This window comes from Bradyrhizobium sp. 40 (assembly GCF_023100925.1).
In the GTDB taxonomy this organism is placed as follows: Bacteria; Pseudomonadota; Alphaproteobacteria; order Rhizobiales; family Xanthobacteraceae; genus Bradyrhizobium.
In genome coordinates this window covers 3,868,557-3,891,733 of the sequence record NZ_CP064688.1, presented here as the reverse complement: position 1 = coordinate 3,891,733, position 23,177 = coordinate 3,868,557, and the positions used below count along the sequence as shown (strand labels likewise).

Below are 23,177 nucleotides of genomic sequence, written 5' to 3'. Positions count from 1 at the left end.
AAGGGCCCCGATGCCGCTAGGTTTGGTCCCCAAAATACGGAGGAATCGCCTTGAATATCCCGAGCATCGATTTCGATCTGGGCGAAGATATCAGCATGCTGCGCGACACGCTGCGCGCCTTCGTGGAGGCGGAGATCGCCCCGCGTGCCGCCGATATCGAGAAAGCCAATCTGTTCCCGGCGGACCTCTGGAAGCGCTTCGGCGACCTCGGCCTGCTCGGCATGACCGCGCCGGAGCAATATGGCGGCTCCAACATGGGCTATCTCGCCCATATCGTCGCGATGGAGGAGATTTCGCGCGGCTCGGCCGCGGTCGGGCTCTCCTACGGCGCGCACTCCAATCTCTGCGTCAACCAGATCCGCCGCAACGGCAATGATGCGCAGCGCGAGCGCTATCTGCCAAAGCTGATCTCCGGCGAGTTTGTCGGCGCGCTCGCGATGTCCGAGCCCGGCGCCGGCTCAGACGTCGTCTCGATGAAGCTGCGCGCCGACAAGCGCGGAGACCGCTACGTACTCAACGGCTCGAAGATGTGGATCACCAATGGCGGCGATGCCGACGTGCTGGTGGTCTACGCAAAGACCGATCCGGAAGCGGGCCCGCGCGGCATGACCGCCTTCCTGGTCGAGAAGGGGGCCAAGGGCTTCACCCACGGCCGGCATCTGGACAAGCTCGGCATGCGCGGCTCCAACACCTATCCGCTGTTTTTCGACGAATGCGAGGTGCCGGAGGAGAACGTGCTCGGTAAGGTCGGCGAGGGCGTCAGGGTGCTGATGTCCGGCCTCGACTATGAGCGTACCGTCCTCTCTGGCGGGCCACTCGGGATCATGGCGGCCTGCATGGACGCGGTGGTGCCCTACATGCACGAGCGCAAGCAGTTCGGCCAGCCGATCGGCGACTTCCAGCTCATGCAGGGCAAGCTTGCCGACATGTATGCGACCTGGCAGGCCACGCGCGCCTATGTCTATGCGGTGGGGCGTGCCTGCGACCGCGCCGATCACGCGCGCAGCTTGCGCAAGGACGCCGCCGCTGCGATCCTCTATTCCGCCGAGAAGGCGACGTGGATGGCGGGTGAGGCGATCCAGGCGCTGGGCGGGGTCGGCTACACCTCCGAATTTCCGGTCGGACGTCTGTGGCGCGATGCAAAGCTCTACGAGATCGGCGCCGGCACCTCGGAGGTCCGGCGCATGCTGATCGGTCGCGAATTGATGGCTGAGACGGCTTAAAACCTTCACGCAATTGGAATAAACATGCCGCTCCATTCCAGCATCGATACGTCTTCATCGGACTTTGCGCGCAATTCCGAGGCCATGCGCACCCTCGTCGCGGATCTGCGCGAAAAGCTGAGCCAGGTCGCCGGCGGCGGCGGCGAGGTCTCGCGCAACCGCCACACCTCGCGCGGCAAGATGCTGGCGCGCGAGCGCGTCGACCTGCTGGTCGATCCCGGCACTGCGTTCATGGAGCTGTCGCCGCTCGCGGCCTATGGCCTCTATGGCGGCGACGTGCATTCGGCGAGCGTCGTCACCGGGGTCGGGCGCATCGCGGGCCGCGAATGCGTGATCGTCGCCAATGACGCCACCATCAAGGGCGGCACCTATTATCCCATGACCGTGAAGAAGCATCTGCGCGCGCAGGACGTGGCGCGGCAGAACAATCTTCCCTGCGTCTACATGGTCGATTCCGGCGGCGCCTTCCTGCCGCTGCAGGACGAGATCTTTCCGGACGAGCGTCACTTTGGCCGCATCTTCTACAACCAGGCCCAGATGTCCTCGCAAGGCATCCCGCAGATCGCGATCGTGATGGGCTCCTGCACCGCCGGCGGCGCCTATGTCCCCGCGATGTCGGACGAGAGCATCATCGTGCGCAACCAGGGCACGATCTTCCTCGGCGGGCCGCCGCTGGTGAAGGCGGCGACGGGCGAAGTGGTGACCGCGGAGGAGCTTGGTGGCGCCGACGTGCATTCGCGGCAATCGGGCGTGACCGATCATTATGCCCAGAACGACGCGCACGCGATCGGCATTGCCCGCCGCATCGTCGGCACGCTGAAGCCATCGGTACGACCGAACCTCAACATGCATCCGCCACGTGATCCCTTGTTCGCGGCGGAGGAGATTTACGGCGTGGTGCCCGTCGACGGGCGCAAGCCGTTCGACGTGCGCGACATCATTGCGCGCGTCGTTGATGGTTCCGAGTTCGACGAGTTCAAGAAGCTCTACGGCACGACGCTGGTCTGCGGCTTCGCCCACGTCTGGGGTTTTCCGGTCGGTATCATCGCCAACAACGGCATCCTGTTCAGCGAGAGCTCGCTGAAGGGGGCGCATTTCATCGAGCTGTGCTGCCAGCGCGGCATTCCGCTGGTGTTCCTGCAGAACATCACGGGTTTCATGGTCGGCAAGAAATACGAAGCCGGCGGCATCGCGCGCGACGGCGCCAAGCTGGTGACGGCGGTCGCGACGGCGTCGGTGCCGAAGTTCACTGTGGTGATCGGCGGCTCCTACGGCGCCGGCAATTACGGCATGTGCGGCCGCGCCTACTCACCGCGCTTCCTCTGGATGTGGCCGAACGCCCGCATCTCGGTGATGGGCGGCGAGCAGGCCTCGATGGTGCTGAGCCAGGTCCGCCGCGACAATATCGAGGCGAAGGGCGACAGTTGGTCGAAAGAAGACGAAGATAAATTCCGCGAGCCGATCCGCGCTCAATATGAGAGCCAGGGGCACCCGTATTACGCGACCGCGCGTCTCTGGGACGACGGCGTGATCGACCCGGCCGATACAAGGCTGGTGCTCGGCCTCGGCCTCTCGGCGGCGTCGAATGCGCCGATCGAGCCGACGAAATTCGGCCTGTTCAGGATGTGATGCGATGGACCGCTCAAAGCTCTACCGCCGTTTTCGCACGCTCCTGATCGCCAACCGCGGCGAGATCGCCTGCCGCGTGATCCGCACCGCGCGCGCCATGGGCCTGCGCACCGTGGCCGTCTATTCCGAGGCCGACCGCGACGCGATGCATGTCGCGCTCGCCGACGAGGCCGTGCTGCTCGGTCCCGCACGTGCCCGTGACAGCTATCTCAACGTCGAGCGGCTGATCGAGGCCGCGCGCAAGACCGGCGCGGAGGCGATCCATCCCGGCTACGGCTTCCTGTCGGAGAATGCCGAGTTTGCGCAGGCGTGTTTCGACGCCGGCCTGGTCTTCGTCGGCCCCACCGCCGCGATGATGACCGCAATGGGCTCGAAATCCGGCTCCAAGGCGCTGATGGAGAAGGCCGGCGTACCGCTGGTGCCCGGCTATCACGGCGAGGCCCAGGACGATGCCACGCTGGCGAAGGCGGCCGAGAAGGTCGGTTTCCCCATTCTGGTGAAGGCGTCCGCCGGTGGCGGCGGCCGTGGCATGCGCATCGTTCGCTCGGCGGATGAACTCGCGCCTGCGATCGTCAGTGCGAAGCGCGAGGCCAAGGCCGCGTTCGGCGACGACCGCATGCTGATCGAAAAATATGTCGACAATCCCCGCCACATCGAGGTGCAGGTGATCGGCGACAGCCACGGCAATCTGCTGTCGCTGTTCGAGCGCGAATGCACACTGCAGCGCCGCCACCAGAAGGTGATCGAGGAGGCGCCGTCACCGACGCTCAATGCGGCCCAGCGCGAGACGGTCTGCGCCGCCGCGCGAAAAGCAGCGGGGGCCGTCAACTATGTCGGTGCCGGCACCATCGAGTTCGTTTCCGACGGCAAGGACGTGTTCTTCATCGAGATGAACACCCGTCTCCAGGTCGAGCATCCCGTGACCGAGCTGATCACCGGGATCGATCTCGTCGAGTGGCAGCTCCGCGTCGCCTTCGGCGAAGCGCTGCCACTCGAACAAGATCAGATCAAGCTCAACGGACATGCCGTCGAGGCTCGGGTCTACGCGGAGAACCCGACCAAGAACTTCATGCCCTCGGTCGGCAAGATCTCGACCTGGCGGTTGCCGGCGGAAACCGGCGGCCTGCGCATCGACGCGGGCTATCGCGAGGACGATGCCGTCTCGCCGTACTACGATGCGATGCTAGCGAAGATGATCGCCTGGGCGCCGACGCGTGATGTCGCGATCGAGCGGCTGAACCGCGGGCTTGAGGACTCAGACGTTCGCGGCATCGTCACCAATATCCCGTTCCTCTCCGCCCTGATCACGCATCCGAAGGTGAGGGCGAATGCGATCGACACCGGCTTCATCGAGCGCGAGCTGGCGGTGCTGACGCAGGCACCGCCGGCGCCAAGCGAGCTCGAGCTCTGCGCCGCGGTGGCCGCTGTGATCAAGGACGAGCGGCAGGCCGCGCAAGGCGAGGCGAGCTCGCCCTGGCAGACCTTTGGCTGGATGCCGGTCGGCCGCCGCCAGCGCAGCTTTGCGTTCCGCGTTGGCCACGAGCCGGAGCAGAAGGTTAGGCTGAACTACGGCAGCGGCCCGTCCACACTGGTGATCGGCGAGCGCGAGCTGGCGTTCACGATCGTGGTGAAGGACGGCGGCTTCGATCTGACGCTTGACGGCGTCAAAACTTCGGTCGCGGCCGTGATCGATGGCCATGAGCTGTATTTGCGCACGCGCAACGGGCGATTGGACCTGCATTGGGTCGATCCGTTCGGCGGCGAGATGGAGGAGCAGGCCGGCGCGGACAAGATCGCGGCGCCCTTGCCGGGTACCGTCGTCGCCGTGCTGGCGGAGGAGGGTGCCAAGCTCGAGAAGGGCGCGCCGATCCTGACGCTGGAAGTGATGAAGATGGAGCAGACGCTGCGCGCGCCCTATGCCGGCGTGCTGAAGTCCATCAAATGCAAGGTCGGCGACATCGTCCAGGAGGGCGTCGAGCTCGCCGTGGTCGAGCCTTCCGGAGAATGAGATGAGCGATCCGGTCCGCATCATCGAAATGGGGCCGCGCGACGGCCTGCAGAACGAGAAGACGGCGGTCAGCGTCGAGGCCCGCATCGCCTTCATCGAGGCGCTGGTCGCAGCCGGCCTCAATACAGTCGAGGTCGGCGCCTTCGTCTCGCCCAAGGCGATCCCGCAGATGGCGAGCTCGGACGCCGTGCTGCGCGGTGTCGCCCATGTGACTGGCGCCGAATTCCACGTGCTCGTGCCTAACGAGAAGGGCTATGGCGCCGCTCGCGCGGCCGGCGCCAAGATCGTCTCGGTGTTCGCCGCGGCCTCCGAGGGCTTTTCGCGGGCCAACATCAACTGCACGGTCGCGGAGTCCATCGAACGGTTCAAGCCGGTGCTGGCGCGCGCCAAGGCCGATGGCATCAAGGTGCGCGGCTATATCTCATGCGTGCTCGGTTGTCCGTTCGACGGCGAGATCAAGCCGAAGGCGGTGGCCGATCTCGCCACCACGCTGTGGGAGCTCGGCTGCTACGAAATCTCGCTCGGCGACACCATCGGGGTCGGCACGCCCGAAAAGGCGAAGGAGATGCTGCGCGCGGTCAGCGCCAACATCCCTCCCGCCAATCTCGCGATGCATTTCCACGACACCTACGGCCAGGCACTCGCCAATCTCTATGCCGGGCTGGAGCAGGGCGTCCGCGTCATCGACGCCGCCGCCGGCGGCCTCGGCGGCTGTCCCTACGCGCCTGGCGCGACCGGCAATGTCGCGAGCGAGGACGTCGTCTATATGCTCGATGGCATGGGGGTCAGGACGGGCGTCGACATGGATCGGTTGCTGGCGGCGACGAACGAGATGAGCGGCATGCTGGGCAAACCGCCCGTGAGCCGCGTGGCGTCCGCGCTGAACGCTAGGAGGAAGCGCGCGACTTCCTAATTCCCGTCATTGCGAGCGCAGCGAAGCAATGACGGTGGACGCAGCAGCTACCTGCTCCCGTCCGGCCCCATCACCAGGTCCGGCAGCCCGGTCGAGATCTCCGGCACGAAGCACAGCAGCAGCACCGCGACCATCATCAGCAGCACGAACGGCAACGTGCCCCAGATCACTTCGCGCAAGGGGATGTCGGGCGCGACGTTGCGGATGACGAAGATGTTGAGGCCGACGGGTGGATGGATCAGCCCCATCTCCATCACGATGGTCATGACGACACCGAACCAGATGATGTCGAAATTGGCGGCGCGGAGCGGCGGCAGGATGATCGGCGCGGTCATGAGAATGATCGAGACCGGCGGCAGGAAGAAGCCGAGTACGACGACCATGACGAGGATCGCGAACAAGAGTCCCCAGCGCGGCAGATGCATCGCCACGACGGATTCGGCGGCCGATTGCGAGATATGGAGATAGCTCATCACGTAGGAGTAGAGCAGCGACATGCCGATGATCATCATCAGCATGGTCGATTCCCGGATCGTTGATTTCAGGATTGGGGCGAGGTCGCTCGGACGCCACACGCTGTAGATCGCCGCGATCAATGCCAGCGCCAAGAGGCCGCCGAGGCCAGCGGTCTCCGACGGCGTCGCATAGCCGCCATAGAGCGCAATCATGACGCCGGTGAGTAGCAGCACGAAGGGGATCACGCGCGGCAGCACACTGAAGCGTTCCGCGAGCGTGTATTCGTCACGGGCAAGGATCGCAGCTTCCGGGCCGCCGTTCTTGTAGATCGCTTCGGCCGCGGCATATTCCTGGCGGAAGCGGATCACGGCGTAGACGCCGAACAGCGAGACCAGCAGCAGGCCGGGCCCGATGCCGGCGAGGAACAGCCGTCCCAGCGATTTTTCGGCGGCGACCGCAAACAGGATCATGGTGATCGACGGCGGCAACAGAATGCCGAGCGTGCCGCCGGCGGCGATGATCCCGGCGGCAAAACCACCGGAATAGCCGCGCTTGCGCATCTCGGGGATGCCGGCCGAGCCGATTGCCGAGCAGGTCGCGGGCGAGGAGCCCGCCATCGCCGCAAACAACGCGCAGGCGAACACATTGGCGACGCCGAGGCCGCCGGGGACGCGGTGCAGCCAGGCGTGCAGGGCCGAGTAGAGATCCTGGCCCGCGCGCGACTTGCCGATCGCGGCGCCCTTCAGGATGAAGAGCGGAATCGACAGCAGCGTGATCGACGCCATTTCCTCGTAGACGTTCTGCGTCACCGTATCGAGGGAGGCGGCGGGCATGTAGATGCCCATGAACACGACTGCGACCGCGCCGAGCGCGAACGCAATCGGCATGCCCGAAAACATCACGACCAACGTCGCGATCCCGTACGCGAGGCCGATACCGAAAACGCTCATGATCGCCTGGCTCCAGCGAAAGGCAGCGCAAGCTGCACGAGGATCTGGACGCAGAGCAGGCTCATGCCGAACGCCATCAGCGAATAGGGGATGGCCAGCGGCGGCGACCACATCGAGTTCGAGACCTGGCCGTCGACATAGGCTTCATGCGCCAGCGTCCAGGACTTCCAGGCGAAGAAAGCGCAGAACAGAAGCGTCACGGCATCGACCAGCCAGAGCCTGATCCGGTTCGCCAGCGGCGAGAGCAGGCCGACGAACGCCTCGATGCCGATGTGACCGCGGTTCTGCTGCACGTAGGCGGCCGTCATGAAGGTGGCGCCGACCAGCAGGAACACCGCGGCCTCGTCCTGCCAGTAATTGGCGGCCTTGAACAAGGCGCGGCTGAGCACGCTGTAGCTCAGGATGGCGCAGGCGGCGATCAATGCAATCGCTGCGAACACGACGATGATGTTGTTGAGGATGGCGAGACCGCGATCGATCGCCGCCGCAAGGCCGGTCCTTGCGGCAGCGTTTGCCTGGTCGTCACGATCCGGAAGCGGACCGTGGCTCATGCGGCGACGTCGGTCGCGAGCTTGAGCAGGTTGGCCGAGGTCGCGGTCTTGGCACCGTAGTCCTTCCACGCGGTGTCGCGGGCGATGTCACGCCACTTGCCGACGGTCGCGGCATCGAGCGCCGAGACCTTGGCGCCGGCCTTCTCGTAGACCTTGGCGACCTCGACGTCGTCGTCCTGCGCGCCCTTGCGGCCGAAGGCTTCGAGCTCGGTGCCGACCGCGAGCAGGACGTCCTGCTGGTTCTTCGGCAGCTTGTCGAAGATCGCCTTCGACATCATCAGCGGCTCGAGCATGAACCAGTAGGACGCGCCTGCGCCCGAGGTCAGCGATTTCGCGACCTCTTCGAGGCGGAACGAGATCAGGCTGGTCGAGGAGGTGATGCCGGCATCACAGGCACCCGTCTGCATCGCTGCGTAGATTTCGTTCGAGGGCACCGACAGCACGGATGCGCCGGCGGTCTGCAGCACCATATCCATCTCGCGAGAGCCGCCGCGCACCTTGAGACCCTTGGCATCTTCGGGGGCCACGATCGGCTTGGAGCGGCTGGCGACGCCGCCGGCCTGCCACACCCAGCTGAGAAGGATGATGCCCTTGTCGGCGAGGAAGTCGGTCAAGGCCTTGCCGACCGGCTCCTTCTTCCAGCGCATGCCCTGGTCGTAGGTGGTGACGAGGCCCGGCATCAGGCCGATATTGGTTTCCGGCAATTCGCCGCCGGCATAGGGCATCGGATAGAGGCTGATGTCGAGCGCGCCCTTGCGCATCGCGGAGAACTGCGCGTTGGTCTTGATCAGGGAGGAGTTCGGATAGATCTCGGCGGCGATGTCGCCATTGCTGCGCTTGGTGACTTCGGCGGCGAACATGCGGCAGAGCCGGTCGCGGAAATCGCCCTTATCGACGGTGCCGCCGGGGAATTGATGCGAGATCTTCAGCGTGGTCGCGGCATGCGCGGTGCCGGTGCCGAAACGGAGAATGGCGGGTGCGGCGACGGCGGTCGCAATCAGGTGGCGGCGCGTAAGCATGGCGTGATTCCCTTGGACGGTTTCTTGGACGGTTTTTTGGACGGTTCTTTGGAGGGCCTTGTTTGCCGTGATTTTGGGTTGGTCTTTGAGACCGTGCTGAAGCCCATCCTAGCCGGTCTTTCGGACAATGTTCTCTCATCTGATAGTTCGAGACCGAATGCCGCGGCAAGTGCCGGCCATGCTGCGTTGCACACTTCTGATTTACTGCATCAGCGGCAATTGCCGCGGAAATTTATCAGCGGCCGAGTAACAACGCCCCGTGGCAATCCGTCGAGATCAGATAGCGGCGTCCGTCGCTGACAAACCTCACCTCGAAGGGAAGACCAGTCATGACCATTCGTACCCGCATCGCGCTCGGCGTTTCAGCGGCCATTCTCTCGCTCGGCCTCGCGCTGTCGCCGGCTGCCTTTGCCCAGGACAAGATGGGCAAGGATGACGGCATGATGAAAAAGGACACGATGTCCAAGGACGGCATGAAGAAGGACACCATGTCCAAGGACGACGGCATGAAGAAGGACACGATGTCGAAGGACGGGATGAAGAAAGACGACGGGATGATGAAGAAGCACTGATCTTCCATCGTCGAGGAGGCGCTTGCGACAGGCAGACGCGCGCCAAAAATCCGGGGGCGGTCACGTAGACCGCCCCCGGAGTATTGTTTCAGTCCAAATTCAATTGAACGTGACTTCCGAGCGTTAGACTTGCGAACGTTACTTGCGCTTCGCCTTACGGGCGGCGTAGCGGGCGTCTCGCTTGGCCTTTTGATCGGCCTCGGCTTCGGCCGCCTTCGCGACGGCTTCTTCGGCTTCGCGGGCGATCCGCGCGGCGTCGAGCGCGGCAGCCTCTTCTTGAAGGCGCTTCTGCTCGGCCTTTTCCGTCTCGCGCGCAGCCTTTGCCTCGGCGCGCTTGGCCGCAAGGGCCTCGCGCTCCGCACGCTTCGCCACAACCGCGGGATCATCCGGCCCCGGCTGCGACTTGAATTTGTTCAAAAGGTTTTTGCGTGCTTCCTGTGCCGCCTTTTGCCGGTCGGAGAAGCCTGGTTCCCTAAATCCACTCATCGGCGAACCTTGTCATCCTCGCTTTCGATCCTACATCACTGCCTGTTGGTACGTCGGCTGGGCATAGCGGGCGCCGCGCGACGCAGATGCGTGTACATCGGCGCGCGCCGTGATGCCACCTATAATCGCAGCCGATCAGGTAGACGAAAATCGCCGCCCCCGACGATCTCTCGTAGCCCCGAAAAACTGCCGAATTGTGATGTCCCTCATAAGGGGGCACCAGGGCGGTGCCTAGCGTCCGCCCGGGTATGAGACGCGGAGCACGGGTATGACGATCTCAAGACTGAGCCTGAAGGCGCTCGCAATCGCCGTCGCGGTGGCAGCCCTGGCCGGTGCGGCGCTGCTCCTCGCTGGCCCGCAGCCGATCGAAAGTGCCGTCCTGGGTGCAGATTGGGAATGCACCCAGACCGCGTTTGTACTTACGACCTGCGCACCGCGGGTCCAGCAGGCGATCCCGGCGGTCGAAACCTCGCGCAAGGAAGCGATCCGCCCGACCCGAGGCTAACCGGGAGAAGCTTGGGCAGGATGTGACGCCACGCCGCAGAGGTGATAAAGCCCGCTCGCCCCGTGATCGGTCAGCCATGTCCAAGTCCGAAGCCAATTCCGAGCCTAATTCCGAAGCTAAGCCCGAACCGGGCGCTAAGCTCAAATCCCCTCCAAAACCTCAGGCCGGTGACAACCGCCGCGGCGCCATCGCCGGCTTGATCATCGCGATCGTGATCCTCGGCGTCGGCTGGTGGCTCGCCCGCGATCTCACCTCCGCGAGCAAGATGCAGGACTGCCTGATGTCCGGGCGAAGCAACTGCAATGTGATCGAGCCGGCCCGCTAGAGGCACTCCAGAGCGGCCCGGGCGGACGGAAAAATGTCGTGATCTTAATCATTTGTAACGGGACTTGGGCGACCAAAGCAGGTCAGTCATGTCAGCCGGCATCAGCTCAGCGCGAGCCGAATCGTCTGTCGCGCGAGGCATCACGGCCATTGACGGCAATCGAGAGAGTAGGGGGCAAGCACGCATGAGTGCGTCCAGTCGCATCAAGATCATCATTCCCTTGGTTTCGGCCATGGCATTGCTCGCCGTCCCGGCGCAGGCTCAGGACGCCAGACCGCCGAGAGACGCCGCCCAGCCATCGGCCGGGCCAGGCGGCGGCGCGCCGCCTCAGAACATGCGCAAGGGTCCGCCGCCGCAGCAGGCTGTCCGGCCCGCGCCACAGCCCGGCGGCCAGCCCCACGCTGCCGGTCCTGGTCATGCAGGTCCAGGTGCAGGTCCTGCGCCGCGCAATGCCGGCGGTCCGCCGCCCGGACGCAATTACGCCAGGGGTCCCGCGCCGGCGCGCGATTGGGGCGGACATGCCTATCGCGGCCATCTCGCCTGGGATGGCGGACGCTGGCGCCACGAGGTCCACAACGGCCGCTCCGGCTGGTGGTGGGATGTGGGCGGCGCGCGGTATTATTATCCGCAGCGGATGGAGGGGCCCCCGGCCTACATTTCGGAGGATTATTACGACGACGTGCCGGTAGCCTACGCCCCGCCCGTCGCCTACGAACCGCCTCCGCCGCCAGCCGACCCCGGCGCGAGCGCCCTTGGCGGCGCCATCGTCGGCGGTGTGCTGGGCGGCCTGATCTCGGGCAACGCCTCGGGTGCGGCCGCAGGCGCCGTGATCGGCGGTGCCACCGGCGCGATCGCCGGCGCGACGGCTGCTTCGCGCCCCGGCTACTATCTGGCCCAGGGCAACTGCTACTACCGCTATCCGAGCGGCCAGTATGTGCAGGCCGATCCCCGGGCCTGTTACTGAGCACTCCAGGCGAGAGCTGAAGCGAAGGGGCGGGCCAAGATCCCGCCTCTTTTCGTTTGGCGCTGGCCGCCAGCTGGCCGGGAATTAAAGAGGATCGGTCCGCGCCTCAGGAAACCAGCCAGCCGAAGAACGCGATCGCGGCCCAGACCAGGCCTGCGATCCAGGCCAGCATCACGATGCCGATGGTCGCAAGATATGCGATGCCGAGCGGGTCGGATCGTTCGCGCCGCGTCGGGACGGCAATTTCGGCTGCGGCTTCTTGTGTCATGACGGGAATATCTCCCAAGCCTTCTCGCTCTCTGGGAGCGCTGAGGACTGTTTAGCGGAGACGCCGGGCGCCGGCTGTGACGCACTTCACAGATCGGTGCGCGTCAAGCCCACAATGGTTGGCGGTCGTTCGACAGATGCGTGAGTTGGATCGCGTCGCAAATCCGTGTGGGGAGGCATTAACCCCGCAATCATACGGACGAAATTGCCACGCGCTTGTCCAGATCGTCCGGCTAGAATTGGCTTCATGTGTACCAAGTACGATCCACAGCATGAAGCCGAGGCGGCGATGAAGCGCGCCGTGGCGGCCGAAGGTCCCGACCGGCAACGTCTCATCGAGCTGGCCCTGGCCTGGCATCAACTCGCCCGCGACCGGCGCGAAGAGCGGACGGACTGAGCTCACGCTCTTACGACAATACCCGTATTCACAGAAAAACCCCGTGGTCGGGGGGACAAGCACGGGGTTCTCGAGAGCCGATCGGGGCTGGCAAATCGGCACCACTGGATTTCGAACGCGTCGATCGCAGGTTCGTTCCGCGCCCCCTCAATTCTTTTCGCGCGAGATCAAGGACGACCGAGCGGGAGGCGCGTGCAGGTGGAACGTCGGTTTCCCGGCGACGTTGAGCCGCTATGACCGATCCCGAGTTGCGCGCACAATCCTTCGAGATTGCCTGGAAGTATCTCGACCAATCCGGCCTGCTGACTGGCGAGCGCAGGGACGCGGCCCGATTCATCCTGCACAGGATCGACCGCATGATGCTGGCTGGCGAAAGGCGACGATTGCTGCTGTCCAACGCCGCGATCGATGCCTACCGCTTCCGGCCCGTGCTCGTGACGCTCGACGCCTGACGCAAGTCGCCGAAACGCGACGTTAAGACTCGTTCGGATGACGATTTTCCGATCGCGATTCGTTTCGCGGAACGAAGCGGAGCAGGATCGTGAACAAACAAAAAGCCCGCAAAGGGCTGCAGTGTGTCAGGCAGCTTCCGACTTTGGCACCGCGTCGGCATTCACCGAGAGCTTGACGACATCGCCTTCGACAGCACCCACATATTTCGTGTCGATGTAATGATGATGGTCCTTGTGACCTTCCGGGCTGTCCTTCCGCGTCAGCTTGATGCGGTTGCCCTCGACGCGGTCGACGGTGCCGACAGGTGCGCCGTCCTTGCCGATGATCTTCATGTGCTCTCTGATCTCGCTCATGATGTTCTCCCTATGAAGTGTCAACGGCGAGGGCCGGTCTTTGTTGCAAGGATGAGCGGGCCCGGCTGTTGGAGCCAATGCGTTCGCCGAACGTTGAAAGGCAGTCGCAATTGCCAAGACCACCATCATCAAGATCCGCATGGAGACCTCCGAGGCCTATCTCGAACGAAAGCACAGGGAAATCGGGCTGCTGAACGATTGCCTGAGGAGCCCGCTGCATTTGGCTCGGCCGCAATCGGTCGAGGAGGTTGTCGACTCCAAATTTCAGCTCGCCGCCGCACTGCGCGCGGAGCATGCGCTGCAGGACTGGAAGGCGACGGAGACGGCTTGGTCGCACGCGGCGTCTCCCTCCAGCGGTCCGTTCGTGTTCAGCTACGATTATCAGCGCGCGGACCTCAAGGTGTGCGGTCCCTCGTTTTATGAACTCGAGCGGGGCTGCAGGAGCGAGGCGATCTATACCGCCTCCGGCATGGCCGCGATCTCCGCACTGCTGCTCGCGTCCACACGAACTATCGGCAAGGCAGACGTCGTAGTGCTGCCGGGCACCTACGGCGAGACAGTGGAGCTGATCGAGAGCCTCGTCCCCCATTTGCAGCTTGTGACCGCCAGGCTGCCGCTGGGCGAAGCGTTTGATGCGGTGGCCGCGCCACGGCTTCTGCTGCTGGATTCATGCGCCCCTGCCGGGGCGTTCGAGGCGGCTCTGCGCTGCGACGGTTCGGGGCTCGACCTGTTGATCTTCGACACGACATGTTTTGCCGGCAGGTCAGGGCGCATCCGGCGCGTCCTGAGATGGGCCGCGCGATGGGACATCCCCGTCGTGTTGGTGCGAAGTCACAACAAGCTGGATTCGCTCGGCGTGGAATATGGCCGGCTGGGCTCTGCCGTCTTCGTGCATTGGAGCCGGAAGGACCTCAAGGCAGGCCAGCTGCTGTCCGAAAGCCTGGCGGCGGAAACCCGCAATGCCGTCCGGCTTCTCGGTGGCGCGGCGTTGCCGGCGCACTTCCCGCCTTTCGTGGGCTCGGCGGCCTATTGGGCCCTGACGAAAAGGCGCGTCGCGGCAATCCTGCGCAACGGTCGCCACACGGCGCGATATTTCGCCTCCGAGCTCGCTTCGCTCTCGGCCGAGCTGCATTTCACCCACGGCCTCTATGTCACGCTTCGCGGCAGGCGCGCCCTCGACGAGGCGACCGCGCGGCAGGCGGCCGACGACATGAGCCGCGACCTGAGCGGCAAAGGCTTCCCCATTCGCCACGCCGGCAGTTTTGGCTTCGATTTCGCGGCGACCGAGTGGTTTCACGACGCGACTACGGATCGGTACAGCGTCCGGGTGGCGGTGCCGGATCTGCCGACCGAGTCGTGGAAGGATCTCGCGGCGGCGATTGCCGGGTGGTGGGCGCGACATCAAGGGGGACGCTGAAGGGTGAGTACGGTGCAAGGCCATGACAGAGCGACCGAAAGCGTTTCCTTACAGGGAATGCACATGGCATGTTTCAGACGAACAGTCCCAGCAATGGCTTGCGGTGCTTGAAAAGACGGGTGCAGCCAACGTCCGAGCGCGCCTCGCCCAGACCGACGCGGCATCCGCAGGAGCGATCGCGATCGGAACCGCGCCCGTCATGACGATCGGGTTCGCCCAGGAATGGCTGAACTGGAAAGATAATCAAAAATCCGAGGCGGATATCGAACGGCACGAGCGGCAGATCTGGTGGACTCGGACCGCGGCAATCGCCGCATCGGCCGCCGCCTTGAGCGCACTGTTCGGCTGGATTTGGACGATCTTCATCCGGGGGAATAACGGCCTATAACAAACATGATTGTTACGTTGCGCATACATCCGCGAGACGAGAGCGGCTACAAACTGCGCTGTTTCAATCGATCGCCAGGCATTCTTCCACGGCCGGCTTCTGGTGGTCGCGACGCGCCCACGCCTGAACGGCGAACGCGAGTTGATGCTGACTCGCTGCCGCGTCCGCGATAGTGGCCCGGGCCGTCGCGATGGGCTTTGTGACCACACCGGAGTTCACGACTCCCGCGTCAACTGCCAGAAACGATATTGCCACAACCGCCACCGCAGATGCGATAGCCATTCTCGTCAAGTCGGATAGTGGCATCGAAGTCCTTATCGGGCGCACGTCGCTCGGCGGATAGATAGGGCTCGTTTGCCCGGATCAAAGCCCGGAGCGAGGCGACCCACGCGTTCGTGAAGGACAGCGGACCCTGCGGGCGCGCGTCGTAGACCGGGCTCACCATGAGCGCTTGAACCTGAAAATGGCGATCCCGGCAGGAATCGAACCTGCAACCCTCAGAGTAGAAATCTGATGCTCTATCCAGTTGAGCTACGGGACCGTCTTGAGCCCCTCTGGTTGGGGCCGGCTGTTCATCTACCATGCCATTATGAAAAATATCGTCTTTCGCCAAGCCTGAACCGAACCGTTTTCCGCGAAGCCGCGACAAAGCGGAACGGTGGGGTGTCAGGGTGCCGGGTTGAGCGACAGCGGACTGGACGATGGATCACATCGCCGGGAACGCTGGCCAGCTTCCGGGACACGGCCGCCGGACGACTGGTCGGGTATTGCTGCGCCATCAGGACGGCGTGCGCGGCGGTAGCTTGATCGGTCTCCTCTGGGCCTGCCTTGTCATGGCGAATGCGACGATCTGCACCTTTGGTTCCATCGCCTTGAGTCCGTCACCTTTCCGCGCATTTCATGCGACAAGCGGCGTTCGTCCGCGATTTCCGGGAGTCCATCCATGATCGGTCTTGTTCGCGCCGTCACACTCTGCGCCACGCTGGCGTTCGGCCTTAGCGTAGCGCAGGCCGCCGACAAAGCCTTCAAGCGGGACGACCTCGCCGATTCCGCGATCAAGCTGGAGGCGCAGATCAAGGGCGAGGCGGGGCCGGTCGCCAAGACTGGCGCGAGCTTGCGCACCGACGCCGATGCTGCCTTCCGGCGCAACGACTATCGCACCGGCCTGTCGGTGCTCGGCCAGATCGCGGCGACCACGCCGGAGGATGCCGGCAACTGGCTGCGGCTGGCGAAAGTCATCTTCCAGATATCGCCGAAGAGTTCGAGCGAGCAGACGTTCCTGCTGGAGCGCGCCTCGACTGCCGCCTACATCGCCTACCAGCGTGCCGCTAATGCGGGCGAGGAGGCCGACGCGCTCGCGGTGCTCGGCAAGTCGCTGTCCGAACGCAAGCTGTGGCGGCCGGCGCTGGATGCGCTGCGGCTGTCGCTCGACATGCGCGAGGTCGCCGATGTCCGCGGCCAATATGAGAAGATGCGTGACGAGCACGGTTTTCGGCTGCTCGACTACACCGTGGACTCGGACTCCGCCAGTCCGCGCGCCTGCTTCCAGTTCTCGGAGGAGCTGGCGAAACGCACCGATTTCGCGCCGTACCTCGCGCTGGCGGGCCAGGACAAGCCGGCCCTGTCGGCCGAGGGCAAGCAGCTCTGCGTCGACGGGCTGAAGCATGGCGAGCGCTACAACATCAATCTGCGCGCCGGCCTGCCGTCCACCGTGAAGGAGGGCCTGCCGAAATCGGCCGAGTTCAACGTCTATGTGCGCGACCGCAAGCCGTTCGTGCGCTTCACCAGCCGCGCCTATGTGCTGCCGAGGACCGGCCAGCGCGGCATTCCCGTGGTCAGCGTCAACACGCCAGCCGTCAACATCAACGTGTTCCGGATCGGCGACCGCAATTTGATCAACACGGTGGTCGACAGCGATTTCCAGAAGACTCTGTCGAAATACCAGCTCAGCGATCTCGGCGGCGAGCGCGGCGTGAAAGTCTGGACCGGCGAGCTCGCGACCGCGATGACGCTGAACCAGGACGTCACCACCGCATTCCCGGTCGATCAGGCACTCGGCGAACTGCAGCCCGGCGTTTATGTGATGACGGCCGCGGCCAAGGGGCCGGGCTCGGACGACGACTACCAGCTCGCCACCCAATGGTTCATCGTGTCCGATCTCGGCGTCACGGCCTATTCCGGCAATGACGGCATCCATGTCTTCGTGAATTCGCTGGCCTCGACCGATCCGGTCGGCAAGGCCGAGGTGCGGCTGGTCGCGCGCAACAACGAGATCCTGGCCACCCGCAAGACCGATGAGAGCGGCCATTTGCTGTTCGAGGCGGGGCTTGCGCGCGGCGAGGGCGGTCTGTCGCCGGCGATGCTCACCGTGACCGGTGAGAAGGCCGACTATGCCTTCCTCAGCCTCAAGTCCTCCGCCTTCGACCTGTCGGACCGTGGCGTTTCGGGCAGGGCCGTGCCTGCGGGCGCCGACGCCTTCGTCTATGCCGAGCGCGGCGTCTACCGCTCCAGCGAGACCGTCTATCTGACCGCGCTGTTGCGGGACGGGCAGGGCAACGCCGTCACCGGCGGGCCGATGACCCTGGTGATCGAGCGCCCCGACGGCGTCGAATACCGCCGCGCCGTGCTGGCCGACCAGGGCGCCGGCGGGCGCACCCTGTCCGTGCCGCTCAACTCGGCCGTCCCGACCGGGACCTGGCGGGTGCGCGCCTTCACCGATCCGAAGGGCTCTTCGGTCGGCGAAACTACCTTCATGGTCGAGGACTACGTCCCTGATCGGATCGAATTCGACTTGTCTGCCAAGGACAAGCTGATCAAAGCTAACGCTCCAGTGGAGCTTAAGGCGGACGGTCATTTCCTCTATGGCGCGCCGGCCTCCGGGCTGGCGCTCGAAGGCGACATGCTGGTCGCGCCCGCGTCGGAGCGGCCGGGCTTTGCCGGCTACCAGTTCGGTGTTGCCGACGAGGAGACCACCTCGAACGAGCGCACGCCGCTGGAGAACCTGCCGGAAGCTGACGCCAACGGCGTTGCCACCTTCCCGGTCACGCTCGACAAGCAGCCGGCCTCGACGCGACCACAGGAGGCGCAGATCTTCGTCCGCATGGTCGAGACCGGCGGCCGCGCCGTCGAACGCAAGATCGTGCTGCCGGTCGCGCCTGCTGCTGCCATGATCGGCATCAAGCCGCTGTTCGGCGACAAGAACGTCGCCGAGGGCGACAAGGCCGAGTTCGATGTCGTGTTCGTCTCGCCCGAGGGTGAGAGGCTTCGCCGCGACGGTCTGCGCTACGAGCTCCTGAAGATGGAGTCGCGCTACCAGTGGTATCGCCAGAGCAATTACTGGGAGTACGAGCCGGTCAAATCGACCTCGCGCGTCTCCGACGGCGACGTGACCGTTGCCGCGGACAAGCCGTCGCGGATTTCGCTGACCCCACGGCCCGGCCGCTACCGGTTGGATGTGAAGTCGAACGACGCCGACGGCCCGGTGACCTCGGTGCAGTTCGACGTCGGCTGGTATTCCGACGGCAGCGCCGACACGCCGGACCTCCTGGAGACCTCGATCGACAAGCCGCAATACGCCTCGGGCGACACGATGACCGTGTCGGTCAACGTCCGCAGCGCCGGTAAGCTGACCGTCAACGTGCTCGGCGATCGCCTGCTGACGACGCAGACCATCGATGTCAAGGAAGGCACCGCCCAGGTGAAGCTCCCGGTCGGCAAGGACTGGGGCACCGGCGCCTATGTGGTGGCGACGCTGCGCCGTCCGCTCGATGCGGCCGCGCAACGCATGCCGGGCCGTGCCATCGGCCTCAAATGGTTCGGCATCGACAAGCAGACCCGCACGCTCCAGGTGAAGCTGACGCCGCCGGCTCTGATCCGGCCGAATGCGATGTTGAAGATCCCGGTCAAGCTCGACGGGCTCAATCCGGGCGAGGACGCCAAGATCGTCATCGCCGCGGTCGACGTCGGCATCCTCAATCTCACCAATTACAAGCCGCCCGCGCCGGACGACTATTATCTCGGTCAGCGCCGCCTGAGCGCGGAGATCCGCGATCTCTATGGGCAACTCATCGACGGCATGTCGGGCACGCGCGGGCAGATCAAGTCCGGCGGCGACGCTGGTGCCGCCGAGCTCCAGGGCTCGCCGCCCGCGCAAAAGCCGCTCGCGCTCTATTCGGGCATCGTCACCGTTGCCGCCGACGGCACGGCAGAAGTGAGCTTCGATATTCCGGAGTTCGCCGGCACCGCGCGCGTGATGGCGGTGGCGTGGACCGCGACCAAGCTCGGTCGCGCCAACATCGACGTCGTGATCCGCGATCCCGTGGTGCTGACCACGACCCTGCCGCGCTTCCTGCTCAACGGCGACCACGGCACGGTCAATCTCGAGATCGACAATGTCGAAGGGCAGGCCGGCGATTACGTCATCAACGTGAAGACGGGCGGGCCGGTGAAGATGACCGGCAATCCCGCAACCACGGTCAAGCTCGCCGCCAAGCAGCGCAACTCCTTCTCGCTCGCTATCGACGCGACGGCGGCGGGGCAGGCGACGCTCGACGTCGACATCAAGGGGCCGAATGGCCTGGCGCTGGCGCGCCATTATGCGCTCGACGTCAAGGCGGCGACGCAAGTCCTGGCGCGGCGCTCGATCCGGACGCTCGCGAAGGGCGAGAGCCTGACGTTGACCTCGGATATGTTCGCCGATCTCGTGCCGGGAACCGGCAGCGTCTCGGTCTCAGCCAGCCTGTCGACTGCGCTCGATGCAGCGACGATCCTCAAAGCGCTCGACCGCTATCCCTATGGCTGCTCGGAGCAGATCACCAGCCGGGCGATGCCGTTGCTCTATGTCAACGAGCTCGCTGTCGGCGCGCATCTGGCCATGGACACCGAGGTCGACCAGCGCATCCGCGACGCCATCGAGCGGCTGCTGGCTCGCCAGGGCTCGAACGGCTCGTTTGGGCTGTGGTCGGCCGGTGGTGACGATGCCTGGCTCGATGCGTATGTGACGGACTTCCTGACCCGCGCCCGCGAAAAGGGTTTTGTGGTGCCGGATGTGCTGTTCAAGACTGCGCTGGATCGTATCCGCAACTCCGTCGTCAACGGCAACGAGCCGGAGAAGGACGGCGGCCGCGATCTCGCCTACGGCCTCTATGTGCTTGCGCGAAACGGCGCGGCGCCAATCGGCGACCTCCGCTATCTCGCCGACACCAAGCTGAGCAACCTCGCAACTCCCATCGCGAAATCGCAGCTCGCCGCGGCGCTCGCGCTGGTCGGCGACCGCAACCGTGCGGAGCGGGTCTATGGCGCAGCCCTCGACAGTCTCGCCCCAAAGCCGGTGCTGGAGTTCGGCCGCACCGACTATGGCTCGCAGCTCCGCGATGCCGCAGCGCTGGTGTCGCTTGCCAGTGAAGGCAATGCCCCGAAGGCGACGCTGACGCAGGCGGTGTCGCGGGTCGAGACCGCGCGCGGGCTGACGCCCTACACCTCCACGCAGGAGAATGCGTGGCTGGTGCTGGCGGCGCGCGCGCTCGCCAAGGAGAACCTGTCGATGGAGGTGGACGGCCAGCCGGTCAAGACCGCGCTGTACCGCAGCTACAAGGCTGCGACCCTGGAAGGCAAGCCGCTGAAGATCACCAACACCGGTGATGCGCCGGTGCAGGCGGTGGTCTCGGTGTCGGGCTCGCCGGTGACGCCGGAGCCCGCGGCATCGAACGGCTTCAAGATCGAGCGCAGTTTCTTCACGCTCGACGGCAAGCCCGCCGATATCAGCAAGGTCAAGCAGAACGACCGCTTCGCCGTGGTGCTCAAGATCACCGAGGCCAAGCCCGAGTACGGCCACATCATGGTGTCCGACTATCTGCCGGCCGGCCTGGAGATCGACAATCCAAAACTGGTGTCGTCGGGTGACAGCGGCACGCTGGGCTGGATCGAGGATGGCGAAGAGCCCGAGGATACCGAGTTCCGCGACGACCGCTTCACGGCTGCCGTCGACCGGGCCTCGGATTCCAAGGCGGTGTTCACGGTGGCCTATGTCGTGCGTGTGGTCTCGCCCGGCAAATACGTGCTGCCGCAAGCCTATGTCGAGGACATGTACAATCCCTCGCGCTACGGCCGCACCGGGACCGGCACGGTCGAGGTGCGGGCGGCGAAGTGAGTGATGGCAAGATGAGCGGGAGAGAAAATCTGGATGGCCGGGATGAGCCCGGCCATGATGGAGCAAGGGGCAGGGGCCATCGCCTCCTCTCCGGCCTCGCGCTCACGCTCATCCTCACCATCGTCGGCTTCGTCGCGTGGGTTTACTCCCTCGGCCCGCTGCCTTTCGACGAAGCCCGCCAGGTCTCCACCACCATCGTCGATCGCAACGGCAAGCTGCTGCGCGCCTATGCGATGGCGGACGGGCGCTGGCGGTTGCCGGTCGAGACAAAGGCGAATGTCGATCCGACCTACCTCAAGCTGCTGCTCGCTTATGAAGACCAGCGCTTTTACGCACATGACGGCATCGACCCGCTGGCGCTGGGGCGCGCTGCGTTTCAGCTTGGGACCCGCGGCCACATCGTCTCGGGCGGCTCGACCATCTCGATGCAGCTGGCGCGGCTGATGGAGCCGCGGCGGCAGCGCTCGCTTTATGCAAAGCTGCGGCAGATGGTGCGTGCGATCGAGATCGAGCGCAGCTTGAGCAAGGAGCAGATTCTCGATCTGTATCTCGCGCTCGCGCCTTACGGCGGCAACCTCGAAGGCATTCGCGCCGCCTCGATCGCCTATCTCGGCAAGGAGCCGAAGCGGTTGTCGCTGGCTGAAGCCGCGTTGCTGGTCGCGCTGCCGCAATCCCCGGAGACCCGCAGGCTCGATCGCTATCCCGATGCGGCGCGCAAAGCGCGCGACCGCGTGCTCGACCGCATGGTCGAGGAGCAACAGATCAGCCGCGACGATGCCAAGCAGGCCAAAGCCGTTCCCGTGCCGAAACTGCGCAAGCCGATGCCGATCCTGGCGCCGCATGCCTCCGATGCGGCGCTCGCGACGGTCAAGGACGCCCCCGTCATCAAGCTGACGCTGGATGCCAACCTGCAGAAGGTGCTGGAGCCGCTGGCGCGCGATCGTGCCATTGCGTTGGGGCCGAACATCTCGGTCGGCATCATCGTCCTCGACAATGAGAGCGGCGACGTGCTCGCGCGCGTCGGCTCGGCGGATTATTTCGACGAGCGCCGGGCAGGGCAGGTCGACATGACCCGCGCGGTCCGCTCGCCGGGCTCGACGCTGAAGCCTTTCATCTACGGGCTCGCTTTCGAGGACGGCTTCGTTCATCCCGACAGTCTGATCGACGATCGACCCGTGCGCTTCGGCTCCTACGCGCCGGAGAATTTCGACATGACGTTCCAAGGCACGGTGCCGGTAAAGAAGGCGCTGCAGCTGTCGCTGAACGTGCCCGCGATCGTCCTGCTCGACCGCGTCGGCGCGAGCCGGCTGGCCTCGCGGCTGCGCCAGGCCGGTGGCAATCTGGTTCTGCCCAAAGACGAGGCGCCGGGACTTGCCATGGGCCTTGGCGGCGTCGGCGTGACGCTGCAGGACCTCGCCCAGCTCTATGCGGGCTTCGCCCGGCTCGGCACCACCAGGCCGCTGCGCGAGATCATAACTGACAGGGACGACCGCGAGCCGCTGCGGCTGCTCGATCAGGTCGCGGCCTGGCAGGTCGGCAATGTGCTGCTCGGCACCCCGCCGCCGGAGAACGCAGCTCACAACCGCATCGCCTTCAAGACCGGCACCTCCTACGGCTACCGCGACGCCTGGTCGATGGGCTTTGACGGGCGCATGACCATCGGCGTCTGGGTCGGCCGGCCCGATGGTGCGCCGGTTCCAGGCCTGATCGGTCGGGTTGCCGCCGCGCCGATCCTGTTCGACGCCTTCGCCCGGATCGGCAAGACGCTCCTGCCGTTGCCGAAGCCACCGAAGGGGACCCTGGTTGCCAGCAACGCCAAGCTGCCGTTGCCCTTGAGGCGGTTCCGCCCGGTCGGGGATCTGGTGCGGACCGGGGGCGAACAGGCCCTGCACATCCAGTTTCCGCTGAACGGCTCGCGGATCGACGTCGATCGCTCAGGTGGCGAGGCGGGCGCAGCCATGCCAGTCAAAGTCGCCGGCGGCGTCCTGCCCATGACCGTCATGGTTAACGGAACGGCGCAGGGCGAGATAGACGGACGGCGCCAGCGGCTGATCGATCCGCCCGGTCCCGGCTTTGCGCGGCTGACCGTCATCGACGCCACGGGCGCCGCGGACACAGTTGTCATTCGAATTCAATGACCCTGCCTCAAGCGG

At 65.2% G+C, this 23,177-nt stretch carries 20 protein-coding genes and 1 tRNA gene; 14 read left to right on the top strand and 7 right to left on the bottom strand.

All coding sequences use genetic code 11. The features are described from left to right. The first annotated feature begins 50 nt into the window (after positions 1-50). The 4 genes from IVB40_RS18885 to IVB40_RS18870 are packed head-to-tail and all read left to right on the top strand — an operon-like array spanning position 51 to position 5,773. A complete protein-coding gene (locus IVB40_RS18885) occupies positions 51-1,223 on the top strand; it encodes an isovaleryl-CoA dehydrogenase (protein ID WP_247815948.1) in 1,173 nt (390 codons plus the stop codon). Between the two features lie 24 nt (positions 1,224-1,247). Next, complete coding sequence (locus IVB40_RS18880; RefSeq protein ID WP_247286140.1) at positions 1,248-2,852, top strand: carboxyl transferase domain-containing protein; 1,605 nt, start codon at positions 1,248-1,250, stop codon at positions 2,850-2,852. Positions 2,853-2,856: 4 nt separating this feature from the next. After that, positions 2,857-4,860: an acetyl/propionyl/methylcrotonyl-CoA carboxylase subunit alpha gene (locus IVB40_RS18875; RefSeq protein WP_247815947.1), complete on the top strand. Its 2,004-nt coding sequence runs from the start codon at positions 2,857-2,859 to the stop codon at positions 4,858-4,860. 1 nt (position 4,861) lies between these two features. After that, entirely contained in the window at positions 4,862-5,773 is a 912-nt protein-coding gene (locus IVB40_RS18870) for a hydroxymethylglutaryl-CoA lyase (RefSeq protein WP_247815946.1), read from the top strand. Positions 5,774-5,820: 47 nt separating this feature from the next. Here the strand turns inward: IVB40_RS18870 and IVB40_RS18865 are convergent, their stop codons facing one another. The 3 genes from IVB40_RS18865 to dctP are packed head-to-tail and all read right to left on the bottom strand — an operon-like array spanning position 5,821 to position 8,749. Further along, positions 5,821-7,179: a TRAP transporter large permease gene (locus tag IVB40_RS18865; RefSeq protein ID WP_027569941.1), complete on the bottom strand. Its 1,359-nt coding sequence runs from the start codon at positions 7,177-7,179 to the stop codon at positions 5,821-5,823. Next, complete coding sequence (locus IVB40_RS18860) at positions 7,176-7,730, bottom strand: TRAP transporter small permease (RefSeq protein WP_027517812.1); 555 nt, start codon at positions 7,728-7,730, stop codon at positions 7,176-7,178. Before IVB40_RS18860 ends, IVB40_RS18865 begins: the two co-directional genes overlap by 4 nt. Further along, complete coding sequence (gene dctP, locus IVB40_RS18855; protein ID WP_211395902.1) at positions 7,727-8,749, bottom strand: TRAP transporter substrate-binding protein DctP; 1,023 nt, start codon at positions 8,747-8,749, stop codon at positions 7,727-7,729. Before dctP ends, IVB40_RS18860 begins: the two co-directional genes overlap by 4 nt. Before the next feature lie 329 nt (positions 8,750-9,078). Here dctP and IVB40_RS18850 point away from each other — a divergent pair, with 329 nt between their 5' ends. Then, positions 9,079-9,321: a pentapeptide MXKDX repeat protein gene (locus tag IVB40_RS18850; protein WP_007610178.1), complete on the top strand. Its 243-nt coding sequence runs from the start codon at positions 9,079-9,081 to the stop codon at positions 9,319-9,321. A gap of 138 nt (positions 9,322-9,459) precedes the next feature. Here IVB40_RS18850 and IVB40_RS18845 read toward each other — a convergent pair whose 3' ends face one another. Further along, positions 9,460-9,807, bottom strand: a complete 348-nt coding sequence (locus IVB40_RS18845) for a DUF6481 family protein (RefSeq protein WP_247815945.1) — start codon at positions 9,805-9,807, stop codon at positions 9,460-9,462. A gap of 268 nt (positions 9,808-10,075) precedes the next feature. On the opposite strand from IVB40_RS18845, the gene IVB40_RS18840 reads away from it, so the two are divergent. The 3 genes from IVB40_RS18840 to IVB40_RS18830 all read left to right on the top strand — a co-directional run bounded on the left by IVB40_RS18840 (position 10,076) and on the right by IVB40_RS18830 (position 11,601). Next, positions 10,076-10,312: a hypothetical protein gene (locus IVB40_RS18840; protein WP_247286132.1), complete on the top strand. Its 237-nt coding sequence runs from the start codon at positions 10,076-10,078 to the stop codon at positions 10,310-10,312. Between the two features lie 76 nt (positions 10,313-10,388). Then, positions 10,389-10,637: a hypothetical protein gene (locus IVB40_RS18835; RefSeq protein ID WP_247397897.1), complete on the top strand. Its 249-nt coding sequence runs from the start codon at positions 10,389-10,391 to the stop codon at positions 10,635-10,637. 184 nt (positions 10,638-10,821) lie between these two features. Continuing rightward, positions 10,822-11,601 (top strand): hypothetical protein, encoded by a 780-nt coding sequence (locus tag IVB40_RS18830; protein ID WP_247815943.1) that lies wholly within the window; start codon positions 10,822-10,824, stop codon positions 11,599-11,601. A 106-nt stretch (positions 11,602-11,707) separates the two neighbouring features. Here the strand turns inward: IVB40_RS18830 and IVB40_RS18825 are convergent, their stop codons facing one another. Then, positions 11,708-11,869, bottom strand: coding sequence for a hypothetical protein (locus tag IVB40_RS18825; protein ID WP_199198412.1), 162 nt, complete (start codon positions 11,867-11,869; stop codon positions 11,708-11,710). Positions 11,870-12,115: 246 nt separating this feature from the next. Between IVB40_RS18825 and IVB40_RS18820 the strand changes: the two genes are divergently transcribed. Continuing rightward, a complete protein-coding gene (locus IVB40_RS18820; protein ID WP_197031201.1) occupies positions 12,116-12,265 on the top strand; it encodes a hypothetical protein in 150 nt (49 codons plus the stop codon). Positions 12,266-12,498: 233 nt separating this feature from the next. Beyond that, positions 12,499-12,717, top strand: a complete 219-nt coding sequence (locus tag IVB40_RS18815) for a hypothetical protein (protein ID WP_027569948.1) — start codon at positions 12,499-12,501, stop codon at positions 12,715-12,717. Between the two features lie 126 nt (positions 12,718-12,843). Here IVB40_RS18815 and IVB40_RS18810 read toward each other — a convergent pair whose 3' ends face one another. Continuing rightward, positions 12,844-13,071 carry a DUF2171 domain-containing protein gene (locus IVB40_RS18810; RefSeq protein WP_063994351.1) on the bottom strand — a complete coding sequence of 76 codons (228 nt, stop codon included), beginning with the start codon at positions 13,069-13,071 and terminating at the stop codon, positions 12,844-12,846. Positions 13,072-13,210: 139 nt separating this feature from the next. On the opposite strand from IVB40_RS18810, the gene IVB40_RS18805 reads away from it, so the two are divergent. Both IVB40_RS18805 and IVB40_RS18800 read left to right on the top strand, forming a co-directional pair. Then, entirely contained in the window at positions 13,211-14,488 is a 1,278-nt protein-coding gene (locus IVB40_RS18805) for a hypothetical protein (protein WP_247815942.1), read from the top strand. Positions 14,489-14,510: 22 nt separating this feature from the next. Further along, complete coding sequence (locus tag IVB40_RS18800) at positions 14,511-14,876, top strand: hypothetical protein (RefSeq protein ID WP_247815941.1); 366 nt, start codon at positions 14,511-14,513, stop codon at positions 14,874-14,876. Positions 14,877-15,340: 464 nt separating this feature from the next. On the opposite strand, the gene IVB40_RS18795 is transcribed toward IVB40_RS18800, so the two are convergent. Further along, a tRNA-Arg gene (locus IVB40_RS18795) sits at positions 15,341-15,417 on the bottom strand. 402 nt (positions 15,418-15,819) lie between these two features. Between IVB40_RS18795 and IVB40_RS18790 the strand changes: the two genes are divergently transcribed. Both IVB40_RS18790 and pbpC read left to right on the top strand, forming a co-directional pair. Continuing rightward, positions 15,820-21,024, top strand: coding sequence for an alpha-2-macroglobulin (locus IVB40_RS18790; protein WP_247815940.1), 5,205 nt, complete (start codon positions 15,820-15,822; stop codon positions 21,022-21,024). 11 nt (positions 21,025-21,035) lie between these two features. Beyond that, complete coding sequence (gene pbpC / locus IVB40_RS18785; protein WP_247815939.1) at positions 21,036-23,162, top strand: penicillin-binding protein 1C; 2,127 nt, start codon at positions 21,036-21,038, stop codon at positions 23,160-23,162. The last annotated feature ends 15 nt before the right edge of the window (positions 23,163-23,177 follow it).

Bases quoted from the DNA above. Each gene is read 5' to 3' on its own strand.
- IVB40_RS18880 (WP_247286140.1), top strand. From the start codon at position 1,248: ATGCCGCTCCATTCCAGCATCGATACGTCTTCATCGGACTTTGCGCGC.
- IVB40_RS18875 (WP_247815947.1), top strand. From the start codon at position 2,857: ATGGACCGCTCAAAGCTCTACCGCCGTTTTCGCACGCTCCTGATCGCC.
- IVB40_RS18870 (WP_247815946.1), top strand. From the start codon at position 4,862: ATGAGCGATCCGGTCCGCATCATCGAAATGGGGCCGCGCGACGGCCTG.
- IVB40_RS18865 (WP_027569941.1), bottom strand. From the start codon at position 7,179: ATGAGCGTTTTCGGTATCGGCCTCGCGTACGGGATCGCGACGTTGGTC.
- IVB40_RS18860 (WP_027517812.1), bottom strand. From the start codon at position 7,730: ATGAGCCACGGTCCGCTTCCGGATCGTGACGACCAGGCAAACGCTGCC.
- dctP (WP_211395902.1), bottom strand. From the start codon at position 8,749: ATGCTTACGCGCCGCCACCTGATTGCGACCGCCGTCGCCGCACCCGCC.
- IVB40_RS18850 (WP_007610178.1), top strand. From the start codon at position 9,079: ATGACCATTCGTACCCGCATCGCGCTCGGCGTTTCAGCGGCCATTCTC.
- IVB40_RS18845 (WP_247815945.1), bottom strand. From the start codon at position 9,807: ATGAGTGGATTTAGGGAACCAGGCTTCTCCGACCGGCAAAAGGCGGCA.
- IVB40_RS18840 (WP_247286132.1), top strand. From the start codon at position 10,076: ATGACGATCTCAAGACTGAGCCTGAAGGCGCTCGCAATCGCCGTCGCG.
- IVB40_RS18835 (WP_247397897.1), top strand. From the start codon at position 10,389: ATGTCCAAGTCCGAAGCCAATTCCGAGCCTAATTCCGAAGCTAAGCCC.
- IVB40_RS18830 (WP_247815943.1), top strand. From the start codon at position 10,822: ATGAGTGCGTCCAGTCGCATCAAGATCATCATTCCCTTGGTTTCGGCC.
- IVB40_RS18825 (WP_199198412.1), bottom strand. From the start codon at position 11,869: ATGACACAAGAAGCCGCAGCCGAAATTGCCGTCCCGACGCGGCGCGAA.
- IVB40_RS18820 (WP_197031201.1), top strand. From the start codon at position 12,116: ATGTGTACCAAGTACGATCCACAGCATGAAGCCGAGGCGGCGATGAAG.
- IVB40_RS18815 (WP_027569948.1), top strand. From the start codon at position 12,499: ATGACCGATCCCGAGTTGCGCGCACAATCCTTCGAGATTGCCTGGAAG.
- IVB40_RS18810 (WP_063994351.1), bottom strand. From the start codon at position 13,071: ATGAGCGAGATCAGAGAGCACATGAAGATCATCGGCAAGGACGGCGCA.
- IVB40_RS18805 (WP_247815942.1), top strand. From the start codon at position 13,211: ATGGAGACCTCCGAGGCCTATCTCGAACGAAAGCACAGGGAAATCGGG.
- IVB40_RS18800 (WP_247815941.1), top strand. From the start codon at position 14,511: ATGACAGAGCGACCGAAAGCGTTTCCTTACAGGGAATGCACATGGCAT.
- IVB40_RS18790 (WP_247815940.1), top strand. From the start codon at position 15,820: ATGATCGGTCTTGTTCGCGCCGTCACACTCTGCGCCACGCTGGCGTTC.
- pbpC (WP_247815939.1), top strand. From the start codon at position 21,036: ATGAGCGGGAGAGAAAATCTGGATGGCCGGGATGAGCCCGGCCATGAT.